The 18,972-nt window shown below is 34.5% G+C and carries 17 protein-coding genes and 5 pseudogenes; 17 read left to right on the top strand and 5 right to left on the bottom strand.

Annotated features, from left to right (window positions below):
- Positions 1 to 161: 161 nt before the first annotated feature.
- Complete coding sequence (locus MHH45_RS04725; protein WP_016114776.1) at positions 162 to 347, bottom strand: hypothetical protein; 186 nt, start codon at positions 345 to 347, stop codon at positions 162 to 164.
- A gap of 717 nt (positions 348 to 1,064) precedes the next feature.
- On the opposite strand from MHH45_RS04725, the gene MHH45_RS04720 reads away from it, so the two are divergent.
- The 6 genes and pseudogenes from MHH45_RS04720 to MHH45_RS04695 form a co-directional block, all read left to right on the top strand.
- Positions 1,065 to 1,253, top strand: coding sequence for a hypothetical protein (locus tag MHH45_RS04720; RefSeq protein ID WP_088094488.1), 189 nt, complete (start codon positions 1,065 to 1,067; stop codon positions 1,251 to 1,253).
- Positions 1,254 to 1,510: 257 nt separating this feature from the next.
- Positions 1,511 to 1,591, top strand: a pseudogene (locus MHH45_RS04715) (cell division protein FtsK); the annotation flags it as partial.
- A gap of 333 nt (positions 1,592 to 1,924) precedes the next feature.
- A complete protein-coding gene (locus MHH45_RS04710; RefSeq protein WP_016114779.1) occupies positions 1,925 to 2,578 on the top strand; it encodes a DUF6944 family repetitive protein in 654 nt (217 codons plus the stop codon).
- A 207-nt stretch (positions 2,579 to 2,785) separates the two neighbouring features.
- Positions 2,786 to 3,103, top strand: coding sequence for a hypothetical protein (locus MHH45_RS04705; protein ID WP_016114780.1), 318 nt, complete (start codon positions 2,786 to 2,788; stop codon positions 3,101 to 3,103).
- Positions 3,104 to 3,135: 32 nt separating this feature from the next.
- Positions 3,136 to 3,444, top strand: a pseudogene (locus MHH45_RS04700) (transposase); the annotation flags it as partial.
- Positions 3,440 to 3,793: pseudogene (locus MHH45_RS04695) on the top strand (ATP-binding cassette domain-containing protein); the annotation flags it as partial. The pseudogenes MHH45_RS04700 and MHH45_RS04695, both read left to right, overlap by 5 nt.
- 271 nt (positions 3,794 to 4,064) lie before the next feature.
- Here the strand turns inward: MHH45_RS04695 and MHH45_RS04690 are convergent.
- On the bottom strand, positions 4,065 to 5,411 hold the full coding sequence (locus tag MHH45_RS04690) for an NAD(FAD)-utilizing dehydrogenase (RefSeq protein ID WP_016114783.1): 1,347 nt from the start codon (positions 5,409 to 5,411) through the stop codon (positions 4,065 to 4,067).
- Between the two features lie 283 nt (positions 5,412 to 5,694).
- On the opposite strand from MHH45_RS04690, the gene MHH45_RS04685 reads away from it, so the two are divergent.
- The gene (locus tag MHH45_RS04685; RefSeq protein ID WP_016114784.1) at positions 5,695 to 6,930 is read left to right on the top strand and encodes a glycoside hydrolase family 5 protein; all 1,236 of its coding nucleotides are present in this window, start codon (positions 5,695 to 5,697) and stop codon (positions 6,928 to 6,930) included.
- A gap of 89 nt (positions 6,931 to 7,019) precedes the next feature.
- On the opposite strand, the gene MHH45_RS04680 is transcribed toward MHH45_RS04685, so the two are convergent.
- Together MHH45_RS04680 and MHH45_RS04675 are read right to left on the bottom strand one after the other, a co-directional pair.
- Entirely contained in the window at positions 7,020 to 7,142 is a 123-nt protein-coding gene (locus MHH45_RS04680) for a hypothetical protein (protein ID WP_016114785.1), read from the bottom strand.
- Positions 7,139 to 8,233, bottom strand: a complete 1,095-nt coding sequence (locus tag MHH45_RS04675; RefSeq protein ID WP_016114786.1) for a response regulator aspartate phosphatase — start codon at positions 8,231 to 8,233, stop codon at positions 7,139 to 7,141. Before MHH45_RS04675 ends, MHH45_RS04680 begins: the two co-directional genes overlap by 4 nt.
- A 271-nt stretch (positions 8,234 to 8,504) precedes the next feature.
- On the opposite strand from MHH45_RS04675, the gene MHH45_RS04670 reads away from it, so the two are divergent.
- The 5 genes and pseudogenes from MHH45_RS04670 (at position 8,505) to MHH45_RS04650 (ending at position 10,262) form a co-directional block, all read left to right on the top strand.
- The gene (locus tag MHH45_RS04670; protein WP_016114787.1) at positions 8,505 to 8,627 is read left to right on the top strand and encodes a hypothetical protein; all 123 of its coding nucleotides are present in this window, start codon (positions 8,505 to 8,507) and stop codon (positions 8,625 to 8,627) included.
- A 99-nt stretch (positions 8,628 to 8,726) separates the two neighbouring features.
- Positions 8,727 to 9,071, top strand: a complete 345-nt coding sequence (locus tag MHH45_RS04665) for a hypothetical protein (protein ID WP_016131402.1) — start codon at positions 8,727 to 8,729, stop codon at positions 9,069 to 9,071.
- A 54-nt stretch (positions 9,072 to 9,125) separates the two neighbouring features.
- Positions 9,126 to 9,248 (top strand): annotated as a pseudogene (locus MHH45_RS04660) (HNH endonuclease); the annotation flags it as partial.
- A gap of 43 nt (positions 9,249 to 9,291) precedes the next feature.
- The gene (locus tag MHH45_RS04655) at positions 9,292 to 9,681 is read left to right on the top strand and encodes a (deoxy)nucleoside triphosphate pyrophosphohydrolase (RefSeq protein ID WP_016114788.1); all 390 of its coding nucleotides are present in this window, start codon (positions 9,292 to 9,294) and stop codon (positions 9,679 to 9,681) included.
- 299 nt (positions 9,682 to 9,980) lie between these two features.
- Positions 9,981 to 10,262, top strand: a complete 282-nt coding sequence (locus tag MHH45_RS04650) for a hypothetical protein (protein WP_016114789.1) — start codon at positions 9,981 to 9,983, stop codon at positions 10,260 to 10,262.
- 172 nt (positions 10,263 to 10,434) lie between these two features.
- Here MHH45_RS04650 and MHH45_RS04645 read toward each other — a convergent pair whose 3' ends face one another.
- Entirely contained in the window at positions 10,435 to 10,731 is a 297-nt protein-coding gene (locus MHH45_RS04645; RefSeq protein WP_016114790.1) for a hypothetical protein, read from the bottom strand.
- A 482-nt stretch (positions 10,732 to 11,213) separates the two neighbouring features.
- On the opposite strand from MHH45_RS04645, the gene MHH45_RS04640 reads away from it, so the two are divergent.
- The 5 genes and pseudogenes from MHH45_RS04640 to MHH45_RS04620 all read left to right on the top strand — a co-directional run bounded on the left by MHH45_RS04640 (position 11,214) and on the right by MHH45_RS04620 (position 18,971).
- Positions 11,214 to 11,519: a monooxygenase gene (locus tag MHH45_RS04640; protein ID WP_016114791.1), complete on the top strand. Its 306-nt coding sequence runs from the start codon at positions 11,214 to 11,216 to the stop codon at positions 11,517 to 11,519.
- A 51-nt stretch (positions 11,520 to 11,570) separates the two neighbouring features.
- Positions 11,571 to 11,874, top strand: a pseudogene (locus MHH45_RS04635) (hypothetical protein).
- Positions 11,875 to 12,859: 985 nt separating this feature from the next.
- The gene (locus tag MHH45_RS04630) at positions 12,860 to 13,018 is read left to right on the top strand and encodes a hypothetical protein (protein WP_016114793.1); all 159 of its coding nucleotides are present in this window, start codon (positions 12,860 to 12,862) and stop codon (positions 13,016 to 13,018) included.
- 116 nt (positions 13,019 to 13,134) lie between these two features.
- Positions 13,135 to 14,397, top strand: a complete 1,263-nt coding sequence (locus MHH45_RS04625; RefSeq protein ID WP_088094487.1) for an MFS transporter — start codon at positions 13,135 to 13,137, stop codon at positions 14,395 to 14,397.
- A 14-nt stretch (positions 14,398 to 14,411) separates the two neighbouring features.
- A complete protein-coding gene (locus tag MHH45_RS04620) occupies positions 14,412 to 18,971 on the top strand; it encodes a non-ribosomal peptide synthetase (RefSeq protein WP_088094486.1) in 4,560 nt (1,519 codons plus the stop codon).
- Position 18,972 lies beyond the last annotated feature (1 nt).

Genomic DNA, 18,972 nt, shown 5'->3' with positions numbered 1-18,972 from the left:
ATAGTGGATGTGTCAAAAATGTGTACGGGTTTCATATACAGGCGTTATTTTACAATTATCTCGGCCGAGCCCTTCATAAGGAAGAAAGTGGTTTTAAGGATTTTTAAGAAAAATAAAAAGGACAGCCGATATTTGCGACTGAACTTTTTTTATAAAAAGCTTTATTTATCTTCAAGAGGTTTCATAACACTAGATGGAAGTTGATTGGTTGGAGCTAATACAGATTCTTCACTTGCTGGTTGAAGTGTTTTTAATTTTAGGAGTACACCTGCCTCTGTAGCAATTTCGTCCTCTTTTGCTTGATGTTGATGGCTTGATGTAGATATATTTTCATTCGCTTTCTCCATTTTACATCCCTCCTGATTACATGTAGGTATACAAGCGACATAATTGTTGAAAATTACTAAAGTGTTTTTTAGTATTGCACTGATTATGAATAAAATGTATTGAAAAATCTTTTAGTAATAAATGCCGTTGTAACAATAGTATAAGATAGATTTAAAATATTATGCTGGATGGGAAGAGAGATGAAAATCAAACAAAATAAAAGCTTTATTTTATAGCAAATAAAAAGAGAGAACACATATGAATGTGCTCTCAGAAAGGTAGATTTTTTATGAGAAAGGGTCTACATAAAATAATATATGCTTGTCTCAGTTAAAGGTGAAAAAAATCAACAAAAACGCTATTTTGTATGTAATAAAAATGCCATCTTTCAATGTGAGGGCATATGAGTAAGCATGTCTTATATCCATAATATATGCTTACCCTATCAAATAGTGACAAGTTAATAAAAATAAAAGAGCAGCTAGCAAAAACTAACTGCTCGGCTCCAATGGGAGACTGGAGAAAGATTATTGTATCTACAGTATTGACGGAATATTGAGTTTTATTCAAAAGGAAATGTTTATTAGGGAAGTCACACCAAAATCTTTGTTATTAGCCATATTAGATATGAATATTATTACTCTAAAATACAGAATATAGACTAATAAACAAGCTGTTTTTTATTTTTAATCATAGAATATGATGAATCCTATTATAAAGAGGAGGTAATCATATCTATGAGATGTAATTGTCATTTTAATCGCTTTCGAGATTGTGATAGATTTTGGGATAACTTAATGTTCTGTAGATGCAGACATAGAGATTGTGATGATCGTCGTTGTAGACGCGACTGTGATTGCGATGATTGTCGTCGTAGACGTAAACATGATTGTGATTGCGATTGCGATGAGCGTCGAGAGTGGTAAAATTTCTTGAAAGAGTGCTTTTCTTCAAAGCACTCTTTTTTGTTTATGGATTTTCTGAATTCTTTATTGATAGTAGTTATTTAATAGAAAGAATGTAGTTGTAATTCAATTTAAGGGCTAACAAAACAAACGAACACAACGAACAAAAATAGAGGAGGGGAATTATGGATTCTAAAGTATTTACTATGCAAATGAATGGTGAGAGTAAAGATGCAACTGCATATGGGAGTGGGATTACCAATTTAATACAGCAGAGAAAATGGTTTGTTCCTATTGGTCAAAGTCTAGAAAAAATCATTTATCATGATTTTGATGAAACATCACACATGGCAATTGGATGAAGAATTTAGTAAATTGAAAAAATATTTATAAATTGCACACCTTTTGAACTAGGCAAGCATATATTGAAGTATGGGACAAGCGTAAATCGCTTTTTTCATACTCATTGAAAACTCCTTATCACGAAAGAGCACTGTCGAGTGCTCTTTTTAATTTGGAATATATACATAGGTGAAAAAGCTTGGAGAAGTCATTTCATGCACAAAATGAAATGTGTGAAAATATAATGGGAAAATGTAGGGAAGACATAAATATTATTATTTTACAAGTGGGTATTGATGTCCGTGAATCCATGATAAATAAGATGATTCTAATATAGGTGGATGAATAATATGAATCCAAGAAATTTAACGGTTACGGGAGCATGGTTTCAAGTAGGTGGAAATACGATAGCTGCCATTGGAACTACAAGAGGGTTTATAGGAGAAGAAAATGTTGAAGAACCACTTGTAATTGTAGGTGGATCATTACAAGCTCTTGGATATATACTGCAATTGATAGCGTTAAAAGATTCCTTTGAAAAACAAGGGATGAAAGTAGAAGAAACTGCACTGAGTAAAGAGGAACAAATGAAACAAAGAAATAAATCTTTGGAGAAAACAGGGATTGAATTATTAGCTTTAGGGAATGTTTCAAATGTAATAGGAACGTTTTTTAATATACAAAAAGAAATGGAAGAGAATGATTATCTCATTATCACAGGAAATAGTCTACAGTCTATTGGTGCATTTGTAGGGGTAGAGGTGGCACTGAATGAGGAGCCTGAAATTCCATGGTTGATTGTAGTGGGTAATTCACTACAAACGCTAGGAGCTGGATTGCAAGCATTTCAAGGCATACACAACATATCCAAGGAAAACCAAATGATTGAGAAAAATGATAGAGAAAAAGAAGATGAGAGATTCGTTGGACTAATTGGTATTTGGATACAAGCAATTGGTACAGCAGTTTCAGCAATTGGAATTACACAAATGATAGAGGATTGAGTTTGAAACTTTAGCTATCGAGAAATTAGTATGAAGATTCATATGAATGGAAGGAAATATTTCATTCTCTTTTAAGGTCGGACAAGGACTTTAGGGAGGATTATTTTCTATAGCTCAATTTTTGGTAATTTAAAAGAATAAAAGATGTTTTATGGTGTAGGTTTTTCTTCTTTCCTGTCGAAGATGTAATAAAAGGGAGGTAGTAAAATGGCACAGTTTGAAGTTGGAAAAATCACTTATTTAGGAGAGAGAAAAGAAGAAATAGATTTTCGAATAGCTTATGTAAGGATTAATGACTATTTAGACTGGGAAGTCATTATACGTGGAACTACTGATAAAGATACAATTTTTATTGAAATAATGAAGAAAAATGAGCAACCAGTATTTGAATTTATTACTACTGAAGGTGAAGTTCTTCAAGGTAGGACAAAAATAGTGAAATTTATCCCGAAATTAATTGATACAGAAATTGATTTATTTGGTATTGGAAAGTTAAATGGTTATGAAATAAAAAGCGTCCAATAGGACATAGCCATCAAGTTAAGACTATGTATAATTTTCAACAAAAACAACCAACGCGTCTAATCATCTATAAATTAACAGAATCTGAACATACAAAACGATTAGAACGGCATAAAAAAGAAAAACGATGAATGCCTAAATATGCGAGTGGTATCAACTTGTTTATTACAAATATAAATGAAACTGACATGATGGCGAATAAAATTTATCAATTCTATTCTCTTCGTTGGCAAGTTAAAATTTTATTTAAAACATGGAAATCTATTTTTGGTATTCATGCGGTAAAAAAGATAAAACTCGAGCGATTCCAGTGCCATTTATATGGACAGTTAATTGCGCTATGTCCGACAAGATACTTCTCATTTGAAGGGATCGTTATCGGACTTTATTGAAGAGCACGAGATTGATGAGACGTTATTTAAATCCATCCTACGTAAGATGGATTTTGACCGAATTCAATTTGAGAAAGATATATCTTATTATTCTGGTGGACAAAAGAAAAAGCTGCTTATCGCTAAAAGTTTATGTGAAAAAGCTCATATATATATATGGGATGAACCATTAAATTTTATTGATATTTATTCGCGTATGCAGATTGAAGAGCTTATTCAACAATTTAATCCCACAATGGTTATTGTTGAGCATGATAAGGCATTTCAACAAACAGTTGCAACAAAAATTATACCTATGTAGTTCAAAGTGAATGATTAAAGATATAATCAGTAAATCAAGTCCTTAAACTATAAGGCACTTTAATGGAGTGATGAAAAAAGCCTAATTTCTCTACAATCAATTGAGAAATTAGGTTTTTTAATAGGAAAAGTAGGATACATATTAACAGAATACAATCATAAACGGGAATATGATATAAGACCATCAGGTTTTCCTACTATTCCCTTTAGGGGTGGGAGTGTCAAGTAATGATGTTATTTGTTGTATATGAAGAATTAACTATTCTTTATAATTATAGTGCAGAGCTATTAGATAAACACTTTCCTACATATAGGCCACTTGCTGCTGCTTGAGATAATGAATGAGTAATACCTGAACAATCTCCAATTAAATACAATCCAGTAATAGTTGTTTCAAACCTTTCATTGATTTTAATCGTAGAAGCATAAAATTTCCCATCAATTCCATATAGTAAAGTATCCTTATCGATAGGTTCTCCGATAAATTGTTCTAAACGTAGCAAAAATTCTTTGAGTCCTTCAATGTATAATGGAGGGATTTCTTTATTAAGATCTCCATAATCCCCCTGTAGTGTAGGTTGTATATGATTATATTTCATCATCTTTTCCAAGGTAGGTTGTCCCTTCAATAAATCCTCCAAACGCTGTACAACAATTCGATCTCGTCCTTGGTTAATTCCTTTTATAATTGTACTCGCGTATAAATTTGCTTCTGTCAGAGTAGGGAAATAACGTGGGATGAATAACGTGAAATTTAAGTTAGAAGTTCCGGTTCTTTGTTCTCGAAAATTTTGTCCATCAGGCATAACTAAACCTTCTTCATACTTACGAACAATACGCCCTTTGGGGTTCATACAATAGGTAGTTGCTGTGAAATTGTCATCTTGATAAGAGAGTTTTGTTTCAAATGTGTCTTTTAATATTGAGCGTAATTGATGTTCTTTCATCTCTACTCGAATACCTAGGTCTACACGGGTCTGCTCCTGTGCAATTTCAAGGGAAGAGCACATTTCTTTTAACCAATCCGCCCCGGAGCGTCCAGTTGCAAATACTAATTGCCTAGAATGAAATACCCCTTGATTTGTAGTAATTTTAAAATATTGTTTCTGTTTAACAATATGTTGTACGTTTATACGAAATTGGATATCTATCTTGTCACGTAAAAATTTGTAGAGTTGCTGAAAAATGTCGGTCGAAAGTGTAGTGCCTAGATGCCTTACTTGTGTTGTTAGCATTTGTAAACCACATGCCTCGGCTCTTTTGGTAATGTTTGGATTGTATGTGGAGTATTTTAGAACTGAATTTCCACCAAAACGACATAGGATATTATCTACTTCATCCATTAGTTTCATAAAAACTTCTTTACCTATTTTTTTCTCCAGTTCCCCTCCAAACCCGTTTGTGTAATTAAATTTCCCTTCAGATTTTCCTAGACCACCAAAACCAAAATATTTGTCACATGCATTACAGTTACATAATTCCCCTTGTTCTAAAGGACAATTTCGATATTCTAATGGCTTGCCTTTATCAAGAATTAAGATATTTTTGTTGCTTTGGGCTAATGCATAAGCCATAAAAACAGCGCTTACTCCAGCACCGATGATTGTAACATCATACATATTTTTTCACCTGCTATTGAATAGTTTGCTTGCTATTTTCCTAGTGTATAACAAATTTTCAACGTTTGGAAATAGCTCACATTGATTAGAGAGGTGAATGTTTTTTATCTTAATTTCCAGAAGAATCACCGTTTGTAATATAAAATACTTTAAAGTCCTATGAAAGATATATTCCCATAAAATCAATAGAGTAGATTGCTAATAGTATAAAATGCCATATTCCTGTAACAAAGACAAAGTATGTTATTCGTATAACGAAAAACATTAGAAAGAAGGAAAAGTTATGAAAAAAGTCTTACCCATAGTTGCATTAATAGGCATGATGAGCTTTGGAGCGCAAGAAATACATGTGAAAGCGGAAACTTACAAAAGTGTAGATTCTAAAATGGACTTTTGGAATTCTAAAAGAAGAGGTACGAATTTCATGAATAGTATGTCCTTACCTGAAAACTACAAAAGTGCAAAGGAAGCTAATATTGAATATGTTCGTTTAGCACCAGATAAATGGGCGAAAGATAAAGATTTCTTATTTGAAGATAAACCAGATACTTCTGGGAAAGATTTTCTCATAGGGAATGCAGATAACTATCAAGGACTAGTGAAAGAAGATGTAGCAAAATTAAAAGCAGATTTAGATGCTGCACAAGCACAAGGAATGAAAGTTGTGCTTACCATGCTTTCCTTACCTGGTGATCGCTGGCGTCAATTTAATCATAATCAAAATGATGATCGAATCTGGGAAGAAGAAAAGTATCAAGAACAAGCAAGCCAATTTTGGAAGGATCTTGCTATAGAATTAAAAGATCATCCAGCTGTAGTTGGTTACAATATTATCAATGAGCCACACCCAGAAACGGCTAAAAGTAATAGATATAATGATTTTTGGACAGAAGATTATAAGAAATGGTATGCAAAAATGGAAGGCACTACAGCAGATTTAAATAAATTCTATCAAAAGGTCGTTACCTCCATTCGTGAAGTAGACAAAGAAACACCAATTATATTAGATTCAGGTCTATACGCCACTCCTTGGGCTTTTAAATATCTGAAACCCGTCAAGGATAATAAAACACTTTATGCATTTCATATGTATGAGCCATATGAATTAACAAGTCAACGAGAAAATCAAAATAAAGAGTATCAATATCCTGGAATTGTAAAAGTAGGAGATTTAGAGAAGCCTGTTATGTGGAATAAAAAGGGGTTAGAAAAATTTTTACATCCTATTCACCAGTGGTCTAAGAAAAATCATGTACCATCTAATCGAATTATTGCTGAGGAATTTGGAATTAATCGTACTGTTCCAGGAGCCACTCAATATATGAAAGACCTTATTTCTATATTCAATCAAAAAGGTTGGCATCAATCGTTCTACGCATTTCGTGAAGATACTTGGACAGGAATGAATTATGAACTCGGAACAGGAAAGATAAAATGGGACGAAGAAGGTAGGCCAATACGTCAAGAGAATCCACTTTGGGATGTATTGAAAAATGATTTACAATCTCACAAGAAGTAAAAATGTCATCAGAGTAAAAATGGGTGGCACCAGATTATAAAAAAGAACGCTTTCCCACTTTTGGGATTGCGTTCTTTTTTGTTAATAATTCAACCTGTATCACCGTCGGCTAAACTTTGTATAAGAGTAGTAACTGTTTGAGTTCCAACTGAAGTATGTGTGCTTACTGTTAGAAATGTAATCAACAGCATTCCTAATAATACTTTTTTCACTTTAACGCCTCCTTTTTAAAAATTTCTTTTTTAGCTTCATAACTTAAATAGAAATATTTGCTTCCTTGTTCAAAATTTCCTTCGTTATGAAACTGAACTGCTAATGCCTCGGTATATTCTTGAACGTACTCCCATAATCTTTCTGTTTTAAAGTAGTCCATTCCTGCTAGTACTCCTTTTTCTAGTTTTTCAGCAGGAGATTTTTTGTTCATTTCTCTTAGGATTGTAAAGCGATATTGATACTCTTTGTTACCTAAGTCATTGCAGATGGTTAACCCTTTTTCGATGAGTTGGGATGCAATTTCTTCTTCTTTTAGTTTGACATGTTCTTTTGCTTTAACAAAAATTGCTTTGTAATGATGAGGCTTCTTCTCAACAACTTCTGATAAATATCGAATTGCTGAACTAGAAATATTTTGACTGGCATACATTAAACCCAAATTATGACGAACTAATAAGATTGCTTTTTCATTTTCTTGCTTTTGGAATGTCCCCATTGCCGTAATAAAATATTCTTCAGCAAGTTCAAATTCTCTTAAATGTGTACAAGCTAAACCTAATAAATTATCGCAATAAGCTGTTTTGAGTTCATAACCAGTGTGTTCAGAAAATATATCTCTAGCTTTCGTCCCATACTTTATGGCTAAGAGTGCTTGGTAAATATGATAATGATATGTTGCTAAATTATAGTAAAATTCAGCTTGTTCAAGTTCATCAGAGATGTGATTAAGTAATACTTCAGCTTTATCATAGTGCTCTTTAGCAAGATTATAATTACCGATTGCGTTAGAATGAATAGCTTTATAAAAATGATAGTAGTAAGCTAGGGAATTATCAGTTGGCATATCAAAGGATTCAATTTTATCAAAACTATTTTTTGAAATACTCAAATTATCTACTAAATAGTTATATCCGAAATCTAGCAGGTAATAGTAGAGTAATAAGCTTGAGTCTGCCTTTTTATTGGGAATAAGAGTATCAATTTCTTCTTTTAAACGATGAGAATTATTTATATTACGTGAACGTATTTCTTGATACCAATTATTTAATAGTTCTTTAATTTGTTCATTCCCCTTAACTTTGACATTCATGAAAACCCCTCCTTTTTCGAATATTCTTATAAATAATGATAGCAGGAATAAAGTGTAATAGAAATTAAGTTTCTATATTTCTCAACATTTGTCTAACAGTTTTATTTTTAAAGCAACAAATAACCAAAAGTTATGTTTATTGACACGCCCCCCTAAAAGTGGGAGCGCTGTCGCACCGTAGTGAACTTTCTCGTTCGGAACATCTGTAATCGGTTAAATCTAGAATAATAACGAAATTTCTAAGAGATTCAAATGTGGGAATATGGGGGGAATGAGGAAATCTAAAAGGGCAAATACATTAGTATTATTTTCTGATCATACAAAAGGTATTTACGATGATCGTTGGAATGAAGATATACTATATTACAGGGGAATGGGGAAAGAAGGGGATTAAGTTCTAGAAGGAAATCAAAACAAGACTCTACATGATTCTAATGAAAATGGAGTAGGCGTTTATTTATTTGAAGCGTTTGAAACAGATAAACATATCTTTATGGGGCAAGTAAAGCTTATAGAGCAACCTTTTCAAGAGATTCAGGAGGATACGCAAGGAATCAATAGAAAAGTATGGGTTTTTCCAATCCAGTTATTGGCTAGAAATGTAGTACTTCCTCAGAATATTGTTCAGATTCGACAAGAGCAAGAAATGAAAAAAGCAAGAGGATTAAATTATGAAGAACTAAAGGACCGTGCTACAAAGGTAATATCTATTAGTAACAAACGATTTACAAAAACGAAAACATATCAGCGTAATGAATATGTAGCTGAGTTGGCTAAGAGGCGTGCACAGGGTATATGTGAATTGTGCGAACGGCATGCTCCTTTCAAAGATAAATAAGGGAATCCATATTTAGAAGCTCATCATGTAAAATGGCTATCGGATGGTGGGGAAGACTCGATTTATAACACTGTTGGAGTATGTGCAAATTGTCATCGCAAGTTACATGTGTTAAATAAAAATGAAGATGTTGCGAAATTAAAGAAAAAGCTAGAGCAGAATAAAACGGGAAGATGAGATAACGCAAAAGAATGAAACGATATCAAGGAAGTGATTAGCGATGAAGAAAAAAGTATCGGTTGTTGGAGCAGTAATATTCAATGAACAAAATGAAATACTATGTGCATTACGTTCTTCTACAATGTCATTACCTAACTATTGGGAATTTCCTGGTGGGAAAATTGATGAAGGAGAAGCGCCGGAAGAAGCACTATTACGTGAGATTAAAGAAGAGCTAGGTTGTTTTATTACTGTAGGTGAAAAAATAGAAGAAGTTGAGCATGAGTATGAGAATATTATTGTTCATCTAACTACATATAAAGCATACATAGAGTCCGGTGTGCCTAAAGCACTTGAACATGCAGAACTCAAATGGGTTAATGTTAATAATTTATTAGAGCTAAAGTGGGCCCAAGCGGATATTCCGACTGTAGAGGTCTTGTGTTTATAATTTAAAATGCTGGGTCTATTATAACGAAAAAGAAACCGGATTTGTACTGAACTGCACCCCAATAGTTAATTGTGTCTAACAATTGGGGTGCAGTTCAGTAATCGGAGTCGGTTTTATTTATTACATAGCGCTTGTATATTTACCTACCGTACATGCTATGTGCGATAGAGTACCTCGTAAAGGGAGGTGTTTTTTGTTTAATCGAGACTTCACACCCACTTTACACTCGGTTAATATCCATCTGTTGAAATTTTACATGTAAGGCGAAAAACAAACGTAAAAGGAGGGAGGGCTTAATAATGGTGCAAACACATTCGAACTTATACGAAATATCAATGTCAGGCGGACAGGAGTTAATGTGGTATAACGTGGAGGTCAAACAAGGTAAGCATACATACGAATTCGAAATCTATCGAGTGAGTGATACCATTTCGGTGTTTTATGTAGATCAGTTCGAAAGACAACTGACGATAGCTAGTACCGAAGAGATGCTGATGATGTTAGTTTACGAGGAAGACAAGATGCGTTATAGAAACATCGTAGGGGATGCGGAGTGGTTATTTACTGGACGGTATACATAATCATCGAGGAATGACGAGTGAAGAGGAATCAGCGTTTTTGTACCTGAAGGAAAATGTATTAGATGAAATGGTAGCAAAATTGGAAGCGTAAAAGAGAACCGCCTATATAGGCGGTTTTTTGTTTCGTTAGTTTCATGTATCTAATGATATATGAAACTAACTGATAATGTATTTAACCAAAATACTGTGAGTAAAAAAATAAAATGAGGAAAATTAGTGTTTTACCTAATAATCTATTAAGTAAATCTACAGGAATAAAGAGTTCACCCAGTGTAATGTTTTTGAGATTATTTAAATTTTTCTTTTTTAATAAACCTTTTAACGTTTGAAAATCTATCTTATTTGAAAAAGACCAACCTGGCTTAGCTTTTGTATCTGAATTTACTTTAAAAATAACATGAATACCATAAGATTTTATACCACTTATATTTAATAATAGAATGAACCCTAAGATGATAAACCAAGTCATTTTGAGCACCTCGCTTTGATATTTAATATTATGATATTAAATGCGTTGAGAAAGTGTGCTGTTGTCCATGAAAAATGTTGCGAATTTGTTGCGATTATGTTGAGAATAATATGATACTACTATTGATTTTGAAGGCCGAGAAGACTTTCGAAATTTTATTTTGCTAGGCACCTGAAAAATCCGTGTATCAAAAAATAACTTTAGGTCTTAAAAATGCTGTATCGTTAGAAAATTATATTATAGGATTAAAACAAGTTTTACTAAATGTGAAAAATATCCAAGAGCACCCAGCCTCTACACTAGCAACGTTTCTCGAAAAAGGAGCGTGACGGTTCTCAAAAGAAATTGAAGAAATGTATCCATCACCGAAAAATGGATTAAAATCCTTTGTACAAAGGGAACTTTTATCTGGTAGCTAACAAATTAAAGAAATTCTTGGTGAACTTTACATTGAGAAATATTGAAAATGGGAGTGATTGAAAATGGCATATCTATTACAAGTTGATTTTCCGTTTGAAGGTCCTTTTGGTGAAGAGATGGCAAAAGCATTTTGGGATTTAGCAAATAGTATTAACGAAGAAGAAGGGTTCCATTGGAAAATATGGACAGAGAATCAAGACACAAAAGAAGCTGGAGGTATCTATGTATTTGAAGAAAAACAAGATGCTGAAAAATATGCTGAAATGCATAGAAACAGACTTCAATCGTTTGGTGTTAAAGATATTAGGGTAAGAATTTTTGACATCAATGAAAAGCTAACCAAACTTAATTATGGTTATGTTAAATAATAAGGAATACGGCACGGCATTCTCGACAGTTGAAGTAAGGGAGTGATTATTATGAAAGGGGTTAAAAGAAAAAATATAATTATCTTAGTATGTCTATCGGTGTTAGGTGGCTTAATATTTCTTTTTACATCTAATAAAGATTCTAAGATTGACGATTTTCCTGTACCGATGTCAGCCATTTATATTAAAGAGGATATATAGTATTATTCCTATAAACAAAGCTAAGGGATGGGAATATCTTGGTGAAAATGGTCATACTATAGAATTTCAAAAAGGTAATAGAAAAATAATTATTTTGCATCTACCAGAGGATAGAAATTATTATTTATTGGAATATTTTAAGAGCGTGTTTTGATCAATCTTTTTTTAAAACAGGCTCTTTCTTTTTGTTCGTTTTTCAAGGTTATTTGCATTAATTTGAACAAACTTTATTCTAAAACAATAGCTTAAAAAAGTAATGTGTCTAACTTTGGCTTTTGTTTTGTTACTCTATCTTTATGTATTTGGCCAGATTGCGGAGTGACGGATTGCGCAAATAATGGAAATTTGAAATCATTTGGGGTACCGTCATATGCCCATCAACTTAAGAATATCAACTACCCTCAATTGTACAAAAACGTTATTCTTTCTAAACAAGGTTATTAGAAAGGATGACGCCTTTTTGTATTTAAGGGTATTAAAATCTCTTAAGGTGAGGGTATGTATGATGATTGGTTGGTTGATTTTGCCACATATTAGGTGTTTTTTACGGAATATTCAAAATAACATCTCGATGGCATAATATTATATTGTTTATATTTACGAATGCTTAACATTGGATTAATCCGATATTTACATTATTTAGGTATTCTAAAGAAGTAAACAAGTAACAAAAAATACAATGTGAATAGGAGGGAACTTAAATCGATTCAAATGACAGAAGTTGGGCATAGTGTAAACTTATTTGAATTTTTTATTTAATAAAAATCTATCAATCATTATATAAAAATAACCTAGTATCCTTATTGATAAGTAGGCTATTTTAATAATGATAGTAAATAAAATGGGTCTATCGATGTGTTTTTATCTGAATTTTCTAATTTGATTATTTCAACTTTATGATGATAGTAGGAGGGAATTTTGTGTGATAGTATGTGTGGTATAAAGTATAGAAAATTCTGAAAAGGGGATGTGGATTGGATGTTCAAACTACTGTGAAAAATAAAGTTACAGAACTATTAAATCATTATTTTCATCGAGTGAAGGTGAATCTTGTAGAAGAGGAAAATTAAAGAGAATTATATGAACATGAATTGATTAATGAACTATTCCCGTTGTTTAATGTTGCAGGAAATGACAACATGAATAGAGATTTTCTAATTCGCTTTAGTTTATTTGTAAGGGAGATTATTTCAGAGCAAGAACAGAAAATGAAAGAACTTGAAAAAACAAGAGATGAAGAGATAAATGTATTTGATTTAGTAGAGCGAAAAAAGATAATGAACTTTATGATTAGTTGAAGTTTGAATTGTATTAAAGTTTAAATAAAAATATTTAGAGTGATTAATTATGTCCAATAAAGGGGTCCCATGTACGCAAAAACATCCGTTTTAGTAAACTTAAGGAGATCGTTTTTATGAAAACTACCGACTCAAAAAGTCTATGGGGAAATACAATTTATTTACAAGTTTTCTCTGCGTATTCACTGATTATGCTCGGAGTATTTATTGACATGTTAGCCATTATGACCATTGTTGGTTTTGAATGGAATGTAGACCCCACCATGATTGGATTGATTCCCGTTGCGTATGCACTTCCTGGAATTTTATTTAGTTCATGGGCAGGTGTGATTGCTGATCGCTTTAGAAAAATTCCAATTATGATGTTTAGTAATCTTATGGTTGGTCTATTAACAATTGTTCTTTTATTTGTCCAAAATATTCATTGGCTATTGTTAGCATTAATGATTCGATCCATTTTTACCGTTTTCTATTATCCTGCACAGCAAACACTAACACGACAAATTGTATCCCCTGATTTGCTTACCAAAGCGGTAAGTATCAACGGTATAGTTGAGCAAGGAACCAAGATAGTGGGTCCGCTTATAGGAGGAGTGTTATTGAGCTGGTTTCAGCCAGAGTTTTGTCTTGTAATAAGGGCAATATGTTGTTTACTAGCTGTTTTGGTTTTATTGCCCACAATAAGGTTTAAGGAATCTCTGTCAAGAGAACATATAGAAAAGCAACAGCAAAGTACTTGGACTGCTTGGTTACAAGGTTGGAGTTATGTATTATCCAATCGGATGATATTATCAACCATGATTTTCTTTACAATAGGTATGGCAGTATTACAATTAGTAGACTCGCAGTTCCCTACTTTATTTAAGAGTTTGTTCCCAAATGATAAGAGTAAAATGGGATATATCATTTCTATTATTGGTATTGGGGGAATACTTGGTGCATTCTTAACACAAAAAATAAAACATTTTCAATACGGTTGGGTAGTATGTGGAGGCATTGCATTAATGGGAATTGGCTTTGGTGGAATTAGTCTGATAAGTCTGACAAGTCCCGGTGCATCCCTTATTTTTGGCTATCTGATTAGTTTTATCGCTGGTATTGGAAGTGGACTTATGCTTGTATCCAATCAAGTCATTCTGCAAATAGAATCTCATCAAGAACAGGTCGGAAGAGTGTTTGGAATTCAAAGCAGTTTAGCAAATGCAGTCCTCATCATTTCTCCAGCTATGAGCGGACCACTGGTTCATCTTTTCGGAGTAATTCAACTCTATCTTTATGTAGGTATTGGGCTCATCATCATTGGAGTAATTGGGGTTTCATTACAAAAATATTTTTGGGTTAAACATGAAAACGAACACATAAAAGTAACTAATCTTTGAAGGGAGATTTCTTTATGTCCAATGAGGAGCGTTATCTTTTAAGTCATCCACAGAGAAGAATATGGTATACAGAAGTTATTTATTCAGGTAAAGGTATATGTAATCTAAAATTCTTGTTCAAGATCCATCGAAAAATGGATTATTCATTATTAAATCGAGCCATGAATCGTGTTATTAGTGAAAACGATGGTTTGTGTATCAGGCTGAAAGAACATGGACATCAGGAACCTGAGCAATATTTTGTTAAACATCAAGAACGAGAATTTGACTTCTTTGATTTCAGTTCCGAGAGAGATTCAGATTTGCTGGAAAAATGGATTGAGCAGAAGGCGCAAGAGACGTTTACGTTATTTGATTCTGATTTATACTATTTCGCTTTAATAAAATTAAGCGATAATGAGTGTGCCGTCTTTGGCAATGTCCATCACATTATCATGGATGGTTTATCAATCCAAATTTTTACTAGTCAGATTGCTAAATATTATCATGAGTTTCATAGTGAGACAGATGTGAGCATACCTAGGAACTCATATGTTCAGTTTCTAGTCAATGAACAGACATACTTGAACAGCAGTCGTTTTCAAAAGGATCAAAACTTTTGGTTAGAGGAATTCAAAACACTTCCATCCGTGACGGGATTGAAACCCTGTAATGCTTACCAAGTTAGTACGAGAGCATCACGCGAGATGTTTGTATTATCTGAATATTTCAAGAAAAGCATAGAAGAATTTTCTGAAGGATACAAATATAGTATATATACTCTTTTTGTTGCTGCGCTTTCGTTGTCGATGTATCGATGGACCTCATCGCTTGATATTGCCCTAGGAATGGCTTATGGCAATCGTATGACTAAAATGGAGCGGGAATTAATTGGAATGATGGTGAGTACAGTTCCTCTAAGAATGGATATCGATCCTGAAGAAGAAGTACTCTCATTTATTGGTCGAGTGTCCAGAAAACAAAGTAAATCATTACGACATCAGAAATATCCATTTGATTTGTTATTAAAGCAGATTAATAAAGAGAATAACAGTAATGTTCGACTTTTTGGAACTACAATTGATTATAGAGATCGTGCTGAAAGTGGTGACTCTCTTTGGATTCCAAATCGTGAAGAGGTACAAGATTTTGCAGTACATATCGAAAATTTGACTGATATAGACTCTTTACAAGTACATGTTGATTATCGTGAAGAGCTATTTTCCAAAGAAGAGATAATTCGCTTTTTTAACACCATGCTAGCATTAATGGAAAACATATTTAAAAATCCGAAGCAGAAGGTTGCTGAGATCGAAATCATTTCAGAAGAAGATAAAAGAAAAAGTTTAGTAGAGTTCAACGATCCTAAGCTTGACTTTCCACCTCAAGCAACCATCCATGAGTTGTTTGAGCAGCAAGCGACGATTCATCCCAATGCCATTGCAGTTATTTATGAAAAGGAGAGGCTTACCTATAGGGAGCTTAATGAACGTGCGAATCAGTTAGCTCACTATCTACAGAAAAAAGGAGTAGGACCTGATTCATTGGTTGGACTTTGTGTTGAACGTTCTCTTGAAATGATTGTAGGTATTTTGGGGATTTTGAAGGCTGGTGGAGCTTATGTTCCACTTGATCCAACATATCCAGAACAGCGACTTCAGTATATTTTAGAGGATGCTAGCATTCAGTTAGTCGTAACGCAAGAGAGTTTAAAAGGATCGAAATGGTTACCAGAGAATATCAAATCGATTTGCCTTGATCGAGATCAAGTTGAGATTGAGAAAGAAAGTACTGCTTTACCGATTTCTGATGTAAGTCCTCAACATCTCGCTTATGTAATCTATACTTCAGGATCAACAGGGAATCCGAAGGGAGTGATGGTAGAGCATCACAATGTGATTCGTTTATTTAAATCAACGGAATGCTGGTATCAGTTTGGTGAAAAAGATACTTGGACGCTTTTCCATTCTTATGCATTTGATTTCTCAGTTTGGGAAATTTGGGGAGCAATGCTCTATGGTGGGAAATTGGTTGTTGTTCCTTACTGGATCAGTCGATCGCCCAAGGATTTCTATCAACTGTTAGTAGAGGAAGAGGTTACGGTTCTTAATCAGACACCTTCCGCATTTCGACAATTAATACAGGTGTGTGAACAAGAAGATGAGAATAAAAACTTGCATCTGCGCTATGTCATATTTGGTGGGGAAGCACTCGATCCTGCCAGCTTGCTACCGTGGTTTCAAAGGTATGGAGAGCAGAACCCGCAGTTAATCAATATGTATGGAATTACAGAAACTACCGTTCATGTTACGTATTATCCAATTACTCAAGATGATGTGCAGCATTCTTCAAGAAGTAATATAGGAAAGCGGATTCCAGATTTAGAAGTGTATGTGCTAGACGCTTGTCAACAGCCTGTGCCCATTGGCGTATCTGGTGAACTATATATTGGTGGAGCGGGACTCGCACGTGGGTATTTAAACAGACCTGAATTGACTGCAGAACGTTTCATTCCTCATCCATTTAGTAGTGATCCGGGAGCGCGATTATATCGGACAGGAGACTTAGCGAGATACTTGCCGAATGGAAATCTGGATTATCTTGGGCGGATTGATCATCAGGTGAAAATCCGTGGTTTCCGAATTGAGCTCGGGGAAATTGAATCTGCTTTAAACGCGCATGCATCCATAAAAGAGGCTGTTGTAATTGTTCGAGAAGATCAGCCGGGTGATAAACGATTGGTGGCATATGTCGTGGGTGATGGGAATGTAGGTGCGTGGAGAGATTATCTCAAGGCGGAACTACCAAGCTATATGGTTCCTTCAGGATTTGTAATGATGGACGCCATTCCACTAACTGCTAACGGTAAAGTTGATCGTGAGGCCTTACCTGTACCAGAGGAGAAGAAAATCGAAAGTGAATGTGTTGCCCCACGAAATGGTAAAGAAGAAAAGCTGGCTACCATTTGGAAGCGAGTATTAGGGATTAAAAAGGTGGGAATCCATGATAACTTCTTTGAAATTGGTGGAGACTCGATTCTCAGCATTCAGATCATATCACAAGCGAGTCAATTGGGTTTAAAACTTACACCCAGGCAAATGTTTGAATTCCCAACGATTGCCGAGTTGGCGCAAGTGGTCAAAGAAGATCAGGGAGTACAAGCGGAGCAAGGGGTTGTGACGGGAGAGGTACCGCCTACTCCAATTCAGTATTGGTTCTTCGAGCAAGAACATCCGCGTCCACAACATTGGAATCAATCGATGCTTTTAAGAGTAAGAGAGAGATTGGATGTGGAGTTACTAGAGGAAGCCCTATTAAACTTACTCAAACATCATGATGCCTTACGTTTCCGGTATGAACAGTTGCCAAATGCAACCTGGAAGCAGAGGAATGAGGGAATCGATGAACAGTCTGTACTTCGTGTGGTAAAGCGGAACGATGCTGATCAACAAGCGTGGAATCAAGTGATACAAGAAGAGATGGATATTACTCAAGCCAGTTTCAATTTACTTACAGGGCCGTTGATGAGAGTCGTGTACTTTGATGACGGTTCGAATGGGAACGATCGATTATTCTGGACGATTCATCATTTAGTAGTAGATGGGGTATCATGGCGAATTCTATTGGAAGATTTACAGGCGGTATACAACCAGATGAAACAAGGTCAGAATGTTCAGTTACCTGCGAAAAGTACATCCTTTAAAGAATGGTCGGAACGACTACAGGCATACAGTGAGTCAGACCTTTCAAAAGAAGTAAAAGATTATTGGCACGAACAGGTAGAAAAACAAGTGATGACGATTCCGATGGACTACCCTATACAGGAAACGACAGAAGCATCGATTGATCAAGTGACGATGACGTTGGGAGCAGAAGAGACCCACGCGTTGTTACAAGAAGTTCCGATGACTCATAAGACAAGGATTAACGAGGTACTATTGACGGCATTAGTACAAGCTATAGCTGACTGTACAAATCATCATAAGGTTTCTGTTCACTTGGAAGGACATGGGAGAGAAGAGGTGATTGAAGGCGTTGATCTATCGCGGACAGTGGGTTGGTTCACGAGTATTTATCCCGTTCACCTTGATCTTCAGGGATCAACAACACCTATTGAGGGATTAAAGGCTGTGAAAGAGCAATTGCGTCGAATTCCGAATCAGGGCATTGATTATGGCATTTTACGCTACTTGAGCAGAGAATTGCTTCCGTTCTATCAACAGCAAAAACCATCAATAAGCTTTAACTATTTGGGACAATTTGATCAAGTGTTTTCCAAAGAATCTTTGTTTATGCAGGATACAGGATTTACACGCTTAGATCATGCTCCAGAATCGAAACCATCTCACTCGATTGATGTTGTTGGTATGGTGAAAGATGGAAAGTTACATTTTGTTTGGATGTATAGTAGAGAACAGTTTTCTAGATTGACGGTTAAAGCGATAGCAGATGTCATGTTGAATCAACTTCGTCTACTGATAAATCCACCAACGACAGAGTCTGCTTTTATGGTATCTGACTTTGCTGATGCAGAGGCACTTACGGAAGAAAGCTTGAGTAAAGTATTACTTAAATTAACAAAGAAGAGGGTGTAAC

Source organism: Bacillus sp. FSL K6-0042 (genome assembly GCF_038006685.1).
GTDB classification, from domain to species: domain Bacteria; phylum Bacillota; class Bacilli; order Bacillales; family Bacillaceae_G; genus Bacillus_A; species Bacillus_A pseudomycoides.
This window is presented reverse-complemented; position numbering and strand designations above follow the sequence as displayed.